Source organism: Streptomyces novaecaesareae (assembly GCF_000716875.1).
Classification (GTDB): domain Bacteria; phylum Actinomycetota; class Actinomycetes; order Streptomycetales; family Streptomycetaceae; genus Kitasatospora; species Kitasatospora novaecaesareae.
This window is the reverse complement of the sequence record NZ_JNWQ01000050.1, coordinates 37,570-51,373: the sequence shown is the minus strand read 5'-3', so window position 1 is coordinate 51,373 and position 13,804 is coordinate 37,570. Positions and strand designations below refer to the sequence as shown.

The following is a 13,804-nucleotide window of genomic DNA, read 5'->3' as shown; positions in this document are numbered from 1 at the left end:
CCCGAGATCTACACTAGATCGCTCGTCGGCAGCGTCAGATGTGTATAAGAGACAGCCCCAGGGCTGATCCCGCCCCCCACCCTCCTCCCGGCCGGTCGCACACTCCCGTGCGGCCGGCCGCCGCCGTCCCGGGGCGCCGCCCGCCCTGTGGGATCGGCCACAGGCCCCGGCGCGCGGACGACCCCGCGCGCCGGGCGCACACGCCGCCCGCGTGTTTCCGAAACGCCCAACCGCCGTACGCCTCCTGACGACCTGCCCGCAGCCGCCCCGATCGGCCGAAACCCGCTGAGCGCCCCGCGCCCCGGCACCCGCGCCCGCGCCCGGGCCGTCGACGCCGGGCCGTACCCGTGGATAGGGTCGGGCCCCATGGCTGGCAGACCGCCGGGCGCACCGCCCCAGACGACTGCGACGAGGCCCGGCGCCGCCCCGGCGTCCGAGTCCGTGACGGCCCGGTTGCGCAAGAGGCTCCGCCGGGTCCGCCGAAGGCTGCGCACGGCCGGTGTGGACTACTTCCGCGGCGGCGCCGCCGACTGGCCGGTGCTCTGCGCGCTCGCCCTGCTCGTCCCGGTGCTGATCCTGCTCAACATCTGGATCCCCGACTGGGCCCCGCCCACCTCGCTGGTCCTGCCGATCCTGGCGGGCGCGCTGCTGCTGCGCCCCGGCAGCCTCGTGGTGCTCTACGCGCTGGCCGCGCTCGGCCTCTCCGCCGAGTCCGTGATCCACACCGGCCAGCGGGTCGCCAGCGACAACCCGCAGGCCTACCTCTACGGCGTGACCCCGGGCGCCGCCCTGGTGGTCGGCGCCGCCGGGGTGGGCGGCCTGCTGCTGGCCCAGTTCCGGGCCCGGGTCGGCGTGCCCTGGTGGGGCGGCTCCACCATGCTGTTCGACCTGCGCGAGCGGCTGCGGGTGCAGAGCCGGGTGCCCGAGCTGCCGGGCGGCTGGCACGCGGACATGGCGCTGCGCCCGGCCGGCGGCCAGTCCTTCTCCGGGGACTTCGTGGTCGCCGCCCGCACCGGCCCCGGCCAGCGGCTGCTGGAGGTCGTCCTGGCGGACGTCTCCGGCAAGGGCATGGACGCCGGCTCCCGAGCGCTGCTGCTCTCCGGCGCCTTCGGCGGCCTGGTCGGCTCGCTGCCCGCGCACGACTTCCTGCCCGCCGCCAACGGCTACCTGCTGCGCCAGTCCTGGGACGAGGGCTTCGCCACCGCCGTCCACCTGGTGCTGGACCTGGACACCGGGGAGTACGAGCTGCTGTCGGCCGGGCACCTGCCGGGCATGCAGCGGCTGGCGGGCGCCGGCCGCTGGGAGGTCAAGGAGGCCGAGGGCCCGCTGCTGGGGATCTACGACGGCGCCAAGTTCGAGGGCGTGCGCGGCCGGCTGAACCGGGGCGACGTCCTGATGCTGTGCACCGACGGCATGGTCGAGGCCCCGGGCCGGGACCTCACGGAGGGCATGGACCGGCTGATGGGGGAGGCGGACCGGCTGGTCCCCGGCGGCGGCGCCGGGGCGGGCAGTGCGGCCGCACTGATCGAGACGGTCGCCCGGGACATCAACGACGACCGCGCGGTGCTGCTGCTCTGGCGGGACTGATATTCGCCCGCTCGCCTCCGGGGCGCTCCGACCCGGCGCCGACGGTCGGCGCTCCCTCGCTTCGCTCTCTCGCTTCTCCCTTTCGGCACCGGCGCGCCCCTTCGGCTCGGGGCGGGGATTCGCCCGCTCGCCTCCCGGCACATGCCGCAGGCAGCAACGGGCGGCAACTGTCAAGCCTGGCAGCTGATCTTCGGCCAAATCGGACGGCCCGTCGACGGACCGGACCAGCGGCTTCCGTTACCCGCCCCCGACCGCTTCCCGGCCGCTCAGCACGGCCCCGCCGACGATTCGTCAGGACGGCTCGACTATCGTCCCGGTCGGCGGAAACTCGTCTCGCATCGCAGGATATCGGCGTTGGGCTGACTGTCAGACCTTTACGCAATCGGCACGGTCGACCACACTGAGTCCGGGCGGGACTGTTCAGGATTCGGGGGATAGGGGGCGTCACGTGCGGCACGACAGACAGCGGTCGACCGTGGGCTCCCTCACCGGCGGTGTGTCGGACGGTCCGCGATTCCGCCTCGGGACCGTCGGACAGACAGGCCGGGGTCCGGCTTTCGCTGGTGTCGCCGGGTGGTGGCACCCCGCTATGAAAACGAGGAAGTGAGTCCGGGTGGCACTCTCCGTCTCCGCGCTGGTCCTGTTCGCGATCCTGAGCATCATCTTCATCCGCAACAAGCAGATGAAGATCCCGCACGCGATCGTCGCTGCCCTGTTCGGCTTCATGCTGCACGAGACCACGGTCGCGACCTCGATCAACTCCCTGCTGGCCAACCTCGCGCACAGCATCTCCAGCATCACCGGCGGCTGATCCTCGCGCCCCGAGCGCCCCGGAGGCGAGCGGGCGAGTCAACGTCACCGGCCGGCCCGTCTGGCCTCCCGCCAGCGGGCGAACAGGCCCCGGGCGCGCGCCGCCGCCGGGGCCTGGGCACGCATCGGTGCGGGTGCCACGGCACCCGCCGATGCGGCCTGCTCGGGTGCCGTCCCCTCGGTCGTCAACAGGACGAACAGCCGTGCCCAGCACAGTCGTTCACCCCGCGGCCAGTCCAGCGCGCGCAGCGCCGCGGAGGCCGCCTCCGACACCTCGCCGCCCACCCGGACCTCGGCGACGTCGTCCCCCGCCTTCCCGCCCAGGAAGAGCTTCACCCCGACCGGCCCGGGCCCGGTCAGCTCCGACCGCAGCGCGGGCGCCAGCGCCGACAGCACCCGGTTCTCGGCGAGCCAGCCCGCCAGGTGCTCGTTGCCGAAGCCGAACACCGCCGCGGGCCCCTGCACCGCGTGCCAGCCCGGGAGTTGGGGAACGTCCGGGCGGTCGGCGTGCACCCCGTACCCCTCGGCGAGCTCGACCAGCACCGAGGCGGTGGTGGTCGCCCACATCCTGACCGCGTTGGCGAGCTTCTCCTCCTCGGTCTTGCCGAGGCCGGCCGCGCAGTCCCACACCACCGGCGCGTCCGCACGGCCGAGTTGCAGCACGAAGCCGAGGTCCACGTGCCCGGTGCCGTCGTCCCCGGGGTGCTCGCGCACCGCGACCGCCGTGGTGCCGGGGCCGCGCACGATCTCGCCGTCCGGGCGGAACACCTGGCCCAGTCGCGCCATCTCCCGGACCACACAGCGCTGTATGACGGCCAGTCGATCCTGCGGACGCACCGGGACTCCTCCATCTGGGGAGCGCGGCGGCTGAGCTCGCGCTCGAACTGCGCTCGAACGCCGCCGAGGCTATCGGCCCGACACCCAACCGGGAAACCATCCGGGCGCCCGGGCCCTCCGGTCGCGGAAATGTCTGCCATGCCCCACTTTGGGCAGCGGAACCCGCAAGCCGTCCGCCCGGAGAGCCCGCATGCCCCGCACCACCGCCCCGACCCCGCCGACGACCCCGCCGCCGCTGGTCCACCCGGACGGCTCCGGCCTGGTCGCCGAGATCGAGGCCTACCTCGCCTCGCTGCCCGCCCCCGCCCGCACCCCCGCGCCGTACGTTCACCCGTACGGCAGCACCCCGCAGCTCTGGCACGCCGGCCACCCGCTGCCCCGGGCCACCCTGCTCGACCGGGCGCTGCGCCGCCCCGCCAGGCCCGTCCCGGTCAGCGCGGCCGGCCACCTCAGGCTCGCCTCCCGCTACATCGGCGCCCACGGCTGGCTGCAGGGCGCGATGTGGGACGAGGCCGGCCGGGTCTGCCTGCTCGGCGCCCAGGCCGCCGTACTGGCGTACGGCTACGGCACCCCGGCCACCGTCCGCACGGCCCGGGTCCAGCTGATGGAGGTGCTGCACGCCACCGGCCGCCCGGCGCACTCCCCGGACGAGTTCAACGACCGCCCCACCACCCGGGAGGGCGACGTCCACCTGCTGCTCGACCGGGCCGCCGCCCGGGCCGCCCGCCTCGGGCTCTGAGCCGACGGCCGGAGCCGGACGGGCCCCGGGAACGCAACCGGCCCCGGTGTGCGGACTGCACACCGGGGCCGGACGAAGAGCGGGCGACGAGAATCGAACTCGCGTGACTAGTTTGGAAGACTAGGGCTCTACCATTGAGCTACGCCCGCGCGACCCCCCGACCGGCACCGGCCGGAAGTTCGGGGAACAGCGTACCTGGTCCGGCGGCCCCCGTGCACACCGCATTTCCGGACACCGCCGCGCACGCCCCTGCGCGCCCGGGTGGAAATAGTCGGCGAGCCGAACAGGCCTGCCGTGTACGCTTCCTCTCGGCACCACGGGGTGTGGCGCAGTTTGGTAGCGCGTCCGCTTTGGGAGCGGAAGGCCGTCGGTTCGAATCCGGCCACCCCGACAGTGCGGCAGGGTCTCGCCCACCGGGGCGGGGCCCTGTTCTGTTCGGCCGGTACGGTGGCGCCTGGCGTCCGCCTTTCGTGGTACCGGTAGGATGGGGCGCTGGCGGTAGTCCCTGTGGCGTCAACCCAGGTCAACCGCACGAGGGCGAGGAGTCAAGCTCACCGTCCACCCCCACGGGAGATGCAGCTCCAACCGCCCATCGCCCGTCTCGTCCGACCCATTTCGTACGGCTCCGGCCGCACGGCGGGGCCGGGCGGAGACAACCTGACCGCAAGCCATAGGAGACCAAACCGTGAAGAGCGCCGTCGAGACTCTGAACCCGACCCGGGTTCGACTCACCGTCGAGGTGCCCTTCGAGGAGCTCAAGCCCAGCCTCGACGCGGCGTACAAGAAGATCAACCAGCAGGTCACGGTTCCGGGCTTCCGCAAGGGCAAGATCCCGGCTCGGGTCATCGACCAGCGCTTCGGCCGTGGTGCCGTGCTGGAGGAGGCCGTCAACGACGCCCTGCCGCGCTTCTACACGCAGGCCGTCGACGAGGGCAAGATCGAGGTCCTCGGCCAGCCCGACATCACCAACATCGAGGGTGTCGAGAAGATCGCCGACGGCGGTGACCTCAAGTTCACCGCCGAGGTGGACATCCGTCCGGAGATCACCCTGCCGGAGTTCTCCTCCATCGAGGTGACCGTCGACCCGATCGCCGTCTCCGACGAGGACATCGAGAAGTCGCTGGAGCAGCTGCGCGAGCGCTTCTCCTCGGTCAAGGACGTCGAGCGCGCCGCGGCCGCCGGCGACATCGTGGTCGTCGACCTGGTGGCCAAGGTCGACGGCGAGGTGCCGGAGGACGGCACCGCGACCGGCGTCAGCTACGAGATCGGCTCGGGCCGCCTGATCGACGGCATCGACGAGGCCGTCGTCGGCCTGTCCGCCGGCGAGGAGAAGACCTTCGAGACCGAGCTCAAGGGTGGCACCCAGGCGGGCAAGACCTCCGAGGTCACCGTCACCGTCACCGCCGTCCAGGAGAAGGAGCTGCCGGAGCTGGACGACGAGTTCGCCCAGCTGGCCAGCGAGTTCGACACCCTGGAGGAGCTGCGCGCCGACTCCCGCAAGCGCCTGGAGCGCATGAAGGAGTACGACCAGGCCACCCAGGCCCAGGAGAAGGTGCTGGACGCGCTGCTCACGCTGGTCGAGATCGAGTACCCCGAGAAGCTCCTCGCGGACGAGATCCAGACCCGCAAGCACAACGTCGAGCACCACCAGCTGGAGCCGATGGGCCTGAACCTCGACACCTACCTGGAGACCCAGGGCAAGACCCGCGAGGAGTGGGACGCGGAGATCGAGGAGCAGGCGAAGAAGGGCATCAAGACCCAGTTCGTCCTGGACCAGATCGTCGCCGACGAGGAGCTGGGTGTTAACCAGGAGGAGCTGACCGAGCACCTCATCCGCCGCGCCGCCGGCTCGGGCCTCACCCCGGACCAGTTCGCGCAGCAGGTCGTCCAGGGCGGCCAGGTTCCGCTGCTGGTCGGCGAGGTCGCCCGCGGCAAGGCGCTGGCCACCGTGGTCGAGGCCGCCAAGGTCGTCGACACCGAGGGCAACGAGATCAACTTCGACGACGAGGACGAGACGGGCGAGACCGTCGAGGCCGCCGCCGAGGAGACCGCCGAGGAGAAGACCGAGGCCTGAGCCCCGGTAGCCCCCTGAGGCACGCAGCGGGCCCGGACGCCGTCAAGGTGTCCGGGCCCGCTGTCTTCCCGCCGTGCGGCCACCGCGACCCTGCGCTCACAGCGAACAGTTCTGCGTGAGGGATTCTGCGGCCCGGCCTGCGCGTTAGGGTCCTTGGACAGCAACAATCACGACGTGATACCCGGAAGCTGTGCGACATCGTGACGGCCGTGGAGCGACCGTCCAAATCGACTGAGCAGGTGGCTAAGTGACGTTCCCGCAGATGCAGATGGGCCCGATGGCGCCGCACGCCGCCTCTGGTGACGTGCTCGGCGGCCTGGGCGACCAGGTCTACAACCGGCTGCTCAACGAGCGGATCATCTTCCTCGGCCAGCAGGTCGACGACGACATCGCCAACAAGATCACCGCGCAGCTGCTGCTGCTGGCCGCGGACCCGGACAAGGACATCTTCCTCTACATCAACTCCCCGGGCGGCTCGATCTCGGCCGGCATGGCGATCTACGACACCATGCAGTACATCAAGAACGACGTCGTCACCATCGCGATGGGAATGGCCGCCTCGATGGGTCAGTTCCTGCTGACCGCGGGTGCCCCCGGCAAGCGCTTCTCGCTGCCGAACTCGACGATCCTGATGCACCAGCCCTCCGCGGGCCTCGGCGGTTCCGCCACCGACATCCGCATCCAGGCGGAGCAGCTGCTGCGCACCAAGAAGCGGATGTCCGAGCTGATCGCCCACCACAGCGGCCAGTCCTTCGAGCAGATCACCGCCGACTCCGACCGCGACCGCTGGTTCACCCCGGAGGAGGCCCTGGAGTACGGCCTCATCGACGCGATCATGCACAGCGCCGCGGACGTCCCCGGCGGCGGCGGCACGGGCGCTGCCTGAGCCTCGGCCCGGCCCGCGAGACCACAGTCACAACGCTCCGGAGGACAAGAACCCCCATGAACATCCCCAGCCTGTCGGCCGCCCAGGCCCGCGTCGAGGACATGCGTGCCGAGGGCCGCTACATCGTCCCGCGCTTCGTCGAGCGCACCACGCAGGGCATCCGCGAGTACGACCCGTACGCCAAGCTGTTCGAGGAGCGCATCATCTTCCTCGGCTCGCAGGTCGACGACGTCTCGGCGAACGACATCATGGCGCAGCTGCTGTGCCTGGAGTCGATGGACCCGGACCGCGAGATCCAGATGTACATCAACTCGCCCGGCGGCTCGTTCACGGCCCTGACGGCCATCTACGACACGATGCAGTACGTCAAGCCGGACATCACCACGGTCTGCATGGGCCAGGCGGCCTCCGCCGCGGCCGTGCTGCTCGCCGCCGGCACCCCCGGCAAGCGGATGGCGCTGCCGAACGCCCGGATCCTGATCCACCAGCCGTACACCGAGACCGGCCGCGGCCAGGTGTCCGACCTGGAGATCCAGGCCAAGGAGATCTTCCGGATGCGTGAGCAGCTGGAGGAGATGCTGTCCAAGCACTCCAACAAGTCGGCGGAGCAGGTGCGCGAGGACATCGAGCGCGACAAGATCCTCACCGCCGAGGAGGCCGTCGAGTACGGCCTGATCGACCAGATCATCTCCACCCGCAAGACCTCGCTGACCTCCTGAGGTCGGCTCCCTCCTCGTCCGGCAGCGGCCCGGGGAGGCCCCATCGGGGCGGGACGGCGCACCCCTGGTGCGCGTCCCGCCCCGGCCCATCGGCAGGCTCGTGCACGGCATCTGTTCGGTATCAATTCGCCCAGGGCGTAGGGCAGACCCGGCGAAGAGGACGGAATCACGGGCCCGGCAGAGTACCGTCGGATAGCGAGACCGAGCGCCGTCGGCGTTGACGGTCCACAGCACCAGGCCCCGGAACCCCTGCGGGGCCCCTGGCGAAGGGGAAGCACCTCGTGGCACGCATCGGAGACGGTGGCGACCTGCTCAAGTGCTCGTTCTGCGGCAAGTCGCAGAAGCAGGTGAAGAAGCTGATCGCCGGCCCAGGCGTGTACATCTGCGACGAGTGCATCGACCTGTGCAACGAGATCATCGAGGAGGAACTCGCCGAGACCTCCGAGGTGCGCTTCGAGGAACTCCCGAAGCCGCGTGAGATCTACGAGTTCCTGGACCAGTACGTGGTCGGCCAGGACCTCGCCAAGAAGGCGCTGTCGGTCGCGGTCTACAACCACTACAAGCGCGTCCAGGCCGGCGAGGCGGGCCGCAGCGGCGGCAACGGCCGCGAGGACGCGATCGAGCTGGCCAAGTCCAACATCCTGCTGCTGGGCCCCACCGGCTCCGGCAAGACGCTGCTCGCGCAGACCCTGGCCCGGATGCTCAACGTGCCCTTCGCGATCGCGGACGCCACCGCGCTGACCGAGGCCGGCTACGTCGGCGAGGACGTCGAGAACATCCTGCTCAAGCTGATCCAGGCGGCCGACTACGACGTCAAGAAGGCCGAGACCGGGATCATCTACATCGACGAGATCGACAAGGTCGCGCGCAAGAGCGAGAACCCGTCGATCACCCGGGACGTCTCCGGCGAGGGCGTGCAGCAGGCCCTGCTGAAGATCCTGGAGGGCACCACCGCCTCGGTGCCGCCACAGGGGGGCCGCAAGCACCCCCACCAGGAGTTCATCCAGATCGACACCACCAACGTGCTGTTCATCGTCGGCGGCGCGTTCGCCGGCCTGGAGCGGATCATCGAGGGCCGCGCGGGTGCCAAGGGCATCGGCTTCGGCGCCAACATCCGCTCCAAGCGGGAGTCGGACGCCAGCGACCACTTCCGCCAGGTGATGCCCGAGGACCTGGTGAAGTTCGGCATGATCCCCGAGTTCATCGGCCGTCTGCCGGTGATCACCAGCGTGCACAACCTGGACCGCGAGGCGCTGCTGCAGATCCTCACCGAGCCGCGCAACGCCCTGGTCAAGCAGTACCGCAAGCTCTTCGAACTGGACGGCGTGGAGCTGGAGTTCTCCCGCGACGCGCTGGAGGCGATCGCCGACCAGGCGATCCTGCGCGGCACCGGCGCGCGTGGGCTGCGGGCCATCATGGAGGAGGTGCTGATGTCCGTGATGTACGAGGTCCCCTCGCGTCAGGACGTCGCCCGCGTGGTGGTCACCGGCGACGTGGTCTCCAAGCACGCCATCCCCACCCTCGTCCCGCGCGACATGATCAAGCGCGAGCGCCGCGACAAGAGCGCCTGACCGACGTAGCGCGAAGGGCCCCGCACCAGATCTGGTGCGGGGCCCTTCGCGTGAGTTCGCGCGGCGCGGGCGCTACTTGGCGACGACCATCGCGTCGCGGATCGCCCGGGTCTTGGCGGCCGCCTGGTCCGGGGTGAGGCTCTGGCCACCGCCGCCGCTGGTGCCCAGGTTGAGCTTGCTGAAGGTGACCCGGCCGGTGGTGGACTTGTCCGCCCACACGCAGACCGTCGGGCCGGGCTTGCCCGCGAGCACGCTCGCCACGCCGCAGGAGAGCTTCGCCGAGGAGCTGTGGCCGTCCTGCGCCGGGAAGTCGGTCATCGGGGTGCTCCAGGTCAGCCCGCCGCTGTCCTTCTTGGAGTCCTCGATGATCTGCCCGGGGTCGTTGAGGTTCCCGTAGACGCCGACCACCGAGAAGGTGTCGAGCGCGTCCGAGCCCTTGCTGTAGCTGGCCACCAGGACCTGCAGGTCCGAGCCGAACTTCGCCGCGTCCGGCTTGCTCATGTCGGCGGCCTGCTCCTTCGCCGACTTCTGCACGTAGCCGTCCGGCAGCGACTGCGGGGCGGTGATCTTGTACTGGCCGCCCTGGTCGCTGCCGCCGAGGAACTTCCACGCGGCGAAACCGCCGCCGCCCAGCACCAGCGCGCCGACCACCAGGCCGATGACCAGGCCGCCCTTGCCCTTGCTCGGCGGCGCCACCGGGTAGCCCGGCTGCCCGTACGGCGCCTGCGGCGGCACGCCGTACGGCTGCTGGGGCGCGCCGTACTGGGGCTGCGGTGCACCGTAGGGCTGCTGCGGCGCGCCGTACTGGGGCTGGGGTGCGCCGTACTGGGGCTGCGGGGCGCCGTACGGCTGCTGCGGCGGCTGGCCGCCGTAAGGCTGCGGCTGTCCCTGCGGATACTGCTGTCCCTGGCCGTACATCTGTGTCTGTGCTCCCCCGCCGCACCCGCGGCCTGTTCGTGGTGTGGAGTCGTTCCGTGCACGCCCGGTCCGACCGGACGAGTGCCCGGGCACGGTACCGCACGGTGCCCGTCGCGGGCCCGTACGGGTGTGTCGGGTCCGCCCACCGAAAGCGGTTCGTAACCCACGCCCCCGGTTACGTAAACTGTGCGTCGTGACCGACACGACGAACCAGCGCCCCGTGAGCACCACCGGGGACGATGCGGCAACCCTCCCGACGACCTACACCCCCGCGGACGTAGAGGGCGAGCTGTACGAGCGCTGGGTAGAGCGTGGCTACTTCACCGCGGACGCCAAGAGCGACAAGCCCCCGTTCACCATCGTCATCCCCCCGCCGAACGTCACCGGCAGCCTGCACCTGGGCCACGCCTTCGAGCACACGCTGATCGACGCCCTCGTCCGCCGCAAGCGCATGCAGGGCTACGAGGCCCTGTGGCAGCCCGGCATGGACCACGCCGGCATCGCCACCCAGAACGTGGTCGAGCGCGAGCTCGCCAAGGAGGGCAAGTCCCGCCACGACCTGGGCCGCGAGGCCTTCGTCGAGCGCGTCTGGAAGTGGAAGGCGGAGTCCGGCGGCCAGATCTCCGGCCAGATGCGGCGCCTGGGCGACGGCGTGGACTGGTCCCGCGAGCGCTTCACCATGGACGAGGGCCTGTCCCAGGCCGTCCAGACCATCTTCAAGAAGCTCTACGACGACGAGCTGATCTACCGCGCCGAGCGCATCATCAACTGGTGCCCGCGCTGCCTGACCGCCATCTCGGACATCGAGGTGGAGTACCAGGACGACGACGGCGAGCTGGTCTCGATCCGCTACGGCGAGGGCGAGGACTCCATCGTCGTCGCCACCACGCGCGCCGAGACGATGCTGGGTGACACCGCGGTCGCCGTCCACCCGGAGGACGAGCGCTACAAGCACCTGATCGGCACCGAGATCGAGCTGCCGCTGACCGGCCGTCGGATCCCGATCGTCGCCGACGCCCACGTCGACCCGGAGTTCGGCACCGGCGCCGTCAAGGTGACGCCCGCGCACGACCCGAACGACTTCGAGATCGGCCAGCGGCACGACCTGCCGAACATCGCCGTCATGGACGAGCACGCCGTCATCACCGTGCACGGCCCGTTCCTCGGCCTGGACCGCCTGGAGGCCCGCTCGGCGATCGTCGCCGCGCTGCGCGCCGAGGGCCGGATCGTTGCCGAGAAGCGCCCGTACACCCACTCGGTGGGCCACTGCTCGCGCTGCAAGACCACCATCGAGCCGCGGCTGTCCATGCAGTGGTGGGTCAAGGTCGGCCCGCTCGCCAAGGCCGCCGGCGACGCGGTCCGCGACGGCAAGGTCAAGATCCACCCGCAGGAGATGGAGAAGCGGTACTTCGACTGGGTCGACAACCTGCACGACTGGTGCATCTCGCGCCAGCTGTGGTGGGGCCACCGCATCCCGGTCTGGTACGGCCCGAACGGCGAGATCGTCTGCGTCGGCCCGGACGAGCAGCCGCCCGCCGGCGAGGGCTGGCACCAGGACACCGACGTCCTGGACACCTGGTTCTCCTCCGGCCTGTGGCCGTTCTCCACGCTCGGCTGGCCGGAGCAGACCGAGAGCCTCGCGAAGTTCTACCCGAACTCCGTCCTGGTCACCGGCTACGACATCCTGTTCTTCTGGGTCGCCCGGATGATGATGTTCGGCCTCTACGCGATGGACGGCACCCCGCCGTTCCACACCATCGCGCTGCACGGCATGGTCCGTGACCAGAACGGCAAGAAGATGTCGAAGTCCTTCGGCAACGTGGTCAACCCGCTGGACTGGATGGACAAGTACGGCTCCGACGCGCTGCGCTTCACGCTGGCGCGCGGTGCCAACCCGGGCGTCGACGTGCCGATCGGCGAGGACTGGGTCCAGGCGGCCCGCAACTTCGCCAACAAGATCTGGAACGCCACCCGCTTCGCGCTGATGAACGGTGCCACCGTCGAGGGCCCGCTGCCCGCGCCGGAGGAGCTGACCGCGAGCGACCGCTGGATCCTGTCGCGCCTCAACAGCACCGTCGCCGAGGTGGACGGGCTGTACGAGGACTACCAGTTCTCCAAGCTCTCCGAGGCGCTGTACCACTTCGCCTGGGACGAGGTCTTCGACTGGTACGTCGAGCTCTCCAAGACCACCCTGGCCAAGGGCGGCCCGCAGGCCGACGCCGCGCGCCGGGTCCTCGGCGAGGTCCTGGACGTCACGCTGCGCCTGCTGCACCCGATCGTGCCCTTCGTCACCGAGACCCTGTGGACCACGCTGACCGGCGCGGAGTCCGTGGTCATCGCCGACTGGCCGAAGGACAGCGGCTACCGCGACGCCGCGGCCGAGGCGGAGATCGCCACGCTGCAGCAGGTCGTCACCGAGGTCCGCCGGTTCGCCGTGAGCCAGGGCCTCAAGGACCGGCAGCGCGTTCCGGCGAAGCTGGAGCTGGAGGGCACCGCGCTGGCCGTCCACGAGGACGCGATCCGCTCGCTGCTGCGGCTGACCGTCCCCGAGGAGGGCTTCGCGGCCACCGCCTCGCTGCAGGTCGCGGGCGCCACCGTGTCGCTGGACCTCTCCGGCACCATCGACGTCGCGGCGGAGCGCAAGCGCCTCGCCAAGGACCTCGCGGCCGCCGAGAAGGAGAAGGCCCAGACCACCGCCAAGCTCGGCAACGAGGCCTTCCTGGCCAAGGCGCCGGACGAGGTGGTCGCCAAGATCAAGGCGCGCCAGGAGGCCGCCGAGGCCGACATCGCCCGGATCACCGCCCAGCTCGCGGCGCTGCCGCAGGGCTGAGCCCGGCAGACCCGGCAGACCCGGCAGATCCGGCCAGGGGTCGCACTCCGTTTCGCGGAGTGCGGCCCCTGGGTCTTTTCCGGGCCGGTCCGCCTTACACCGAATAGCCCAGCAGCATTGCTCCCTTCCGGCGAATATTCATCCTGGACCGGGTGAGGTCCTATTCCGAGCGAATTGATTCCGGTCTTGCCCGCGCGCGTTCGCCGAAGTTTCCAGGTCGGATGTGTACGGTGTGCACGGAGTTTCCGAATGGGCGTTTCCGCTGAGGGTTCCTGCTGAGCGACGGACGGGAGGGCACGGCGTGGTGGTGACCGAGGAGTTGGCCGACGAACTTCCTGCCGAGGCGGTCGAGGAGGCCAAGGCCAGGGCGGCGACGCTGCTGCTCGCCTTCCGGCACGGGAACCAGCTCGCGTTCGATCACGAGCTGGATTTGCTGTTCGCGGAGCACGCCGAGCGCGAGGTGACCACCCTGCTGGCGTGGATCGCCGCCGAGGCCGTCCGCAAGGCGTACGCCCCCGAGGTCGGCGACCGGGTGCTGCGGGCGATGGCCCGCCGCGCCCCGGCCGACAGCGGAGCGGTCGCGGTGGACGAGGAGTCCGCCGACGCCGCCCGGCTGATCGAGGCGGTGGCGGCCGGCGAGGTGGCCGAGGTGCGCGGCCTGGTCGCCGCGACGGCCGACACCACCTACCTGGTCGGCGGTCTGCTGCAGGGCGTCGCGATGATGCTCCCGCTGCTGCCCGAGGGCGAACTGGCCGAGATCACCGCCGAGTTGCGCCGCCGGCACGGCGGCGCCGCACACGTGCCGGAGGCCCGGGCCGCAGTCTGACGCCCCG

The 13,804-nt window shown here is 71.0% G+C and carries 11 protein-coding genes and 2 tRNA genes; 10 read left to right on the top strand and 3 right to left on the bottom strand.

Annotated elements, in window-relative coordinates; genetic code table 11:
* Positions 1-366: 366 nt before the first annotated feature.
* On the top strand, positions 367-1,587 hold the full coding sequence (locus tag OP86_RS20085; RefSeq protein ID WP_078588557.1) for a PP2C family protein-serine/threonine phosphatase: 1,221 nt from the start codon (positions 367-369) through the stop codon (positions 1,585-1,587).
* 613 nt (positions 1,588-2,200) lie between these two features.
* A complete protein-coding gene (locus tag OP86_RS20080; protein ID WP_030058274.1) occupies positions 2,201-2,398 on the top strand; it encodes a hypothetical protein in 198 nt (65 codons plus the stop codon).
* Positions 2,399-2,442: 44 nt separating this feature from the next.
* Here the strand turns inward: OP86_RS20080 and OP86_RS20075 are convergent, their stop codons facing one another.
* Positions 2,443-3,234 (bottom strand): DUF6348 family protein, encoded by a 792-nt coding sequence (locus tag OP86_RS20075; RefSeq protein WP_157849788.1) that lies wholly within the window; start codon positions 3,232-3,234, stop codon positions 2,443-2,445.
* Positions 3,235-3,424: 190 nt separating this feature from the next.
* Between OP86_RS20075 and OP86_RS20070 the strand changes: the two genes are divergently transcribed.
* On the top strand, positions 3,425-3,973 hold the full coding sequence (locus OP86_RS20070) for a DUF6197 family protein (protein WP_030058272.1): 549 nt from the start codon (positions 3,425-3,427) through the stop codon (positions 3,971-3,973).
* 78 nt (positions 3,974-4,051) lie between these two features.
* On the opposite strand, the gene OP86_RS20065 is transcribed toward OP86_RS20070, so the two are convergent.
* A tRNA-Gly gene (locus OP86_RS20065) sits at positions 4,052-4,122 on the bottom strand.
* A 168-nt stretch (positions 4,123-4,290) separates the two neighbouring features.
* Here OP86_RS20065 and OP86_RS20060 point away from each other — a divergent pair.
* The 5 genes from OP86_RS20060 to clpX all read left to right on the top strand — a co-directional run bounded on the left by OP86_RS20060 (position 4,291) and on the right by clpX (position 9,223).
* Positions 4,291-4,364: transfer RNA gene (locus OP86_RS20060), tRNA-Pro, on the top strand.
* Positions 4,365-4,658: 294 nt separating this feature from the next.
* On the top strand, positions 4,659-6,047 hold the full coding sequence (gene tig / locus OP86_RS20055; protein ID WP_030058271.1) for a trigger factor: 1,389 nt from the start codon (positions 4,659-4,661) through the stop codon (positions 6,045-6,047).
* 268 nt (positions 6,048-6,315) lie between these two features.
* A complete protein-coding gene (locus OP86_RS20050; RefSeq protein WP_030058270.1) occupies positions 6,316-6,933 on the top strand; it encodes an ATP-dependent Clp protease proteolytic subunit in 618 nt (205 codons plus the stop codon).
* Between the two features lie 56 nt (positions 6,934-6,989).
* Complete coding sequence (locus tag OP86_RS20045; RefSeq protein ID WP_030058269.1) at positions 6,990-7,652, top strand: ATP-dependent Clp protease proteolytic subunit; 663 nt, start codon at positions 6,990-6,992, stop codon at positions 7,650-7,652.
* A 281-nt stretch (positions 7,653-7,933) separates the two neighbouring features.
* Complete coding sequence (clpX, locus tag OP86_RS20040; RefSeq protein WP_030058268.1) at positions 7,934-9,223, top strand: ATP-dependent Clp protease ATP-binding subunit ClpX; 1,290 nt, start codon at positions 7,934-7,936, stop codon at positions 9,221-9,223.
* Between the two features lie 72 nt (positions 9,224-9,295).
* On the opposite strand, the gene OP86_RS37510 is transcribed toward clpX, so the two are convergent.
* Positions 9,296-10,141, bottom strand: coding sequence for a hypothetical protein (locus OP86_RS37510; RefSeq protein ID WP_051830309.1), 846 nt, complete (start codon positions 10,139-10,141; stop codon positions 9,296-9,298).
* Between the two features lie 193 nt (positions 10,142-10,334).
* Between OP86_RS37510 and OP86_RS20030 the strand changes: the two genes are divergently transcribed.
* Together OP86_RS20030 and OP86_RS20025 are read left to right on the top strand one after the other, a co-directional pair.
* Positions 10,335-12,971: a valine--tRNA ligase gene (locus OP86_RS20030; protein WP_030058266.1), complete on the top strand. Its 2,637-nt coding sequence runs from the start codon at positions 10,335-10,337 to the stop codon at positions 12,969-12,971.
* Between the two features lie 301 nt (positions 12,972-13,272).
* Positions 13,273-13,797, top strand: coding sequence for a hypothetical protein (locus OP86_RS20025; RefSeq protein WP_030256396.1), 525 nt, complete (start codon positions 13,273-13,275; stop codon positions 13,795-13,797).
* The last annotated feature ends 7 nt before the right edge of the window (positions 13,798-13,804 follow it).

What these genes read in the sequence shown, in the direction of transcription:
- OP86_RS20085 (WP_078588557.1), top strand. Translation starts at nt 367, where the DNA reads ATGGCTGGCAGACCGCCGGGCGCACCGCCCCAGACGACTGCGACGAGG.
- OP86_RS20070 (WP_030058272.1), top strand. Translation starts at nt 3,425, where the DNA reads ATGCCCCGCACCACCGCCCCGACCCCGCCGACGACCCCGCCGCCGCTG.
- OP86_RS20050 (WP_030058270.1), top strand. Translation starts at nt 6,316, where the DNA reads ATGGGCCCGATGGCGCCGCACGCCGCCTCTGGTGACGTGCTCGGCGGC.
- OP86_RS20045 (WP_030058269.1), top strand. Translation starts at nt 6,990, where the DNA reads ATGAACATCCCCAGCCTGTCGGCCGCCCAGGCCCGCGTCGAGGACATG.
- OP86_RS37510 (WP_051830309.1), bottom strand. Translation starts at nt 10,141, where the DNA reads ATGTACGGCCAGGGACAGCAGTATCCGCAGGGACAGCCGCAGCCTTAC.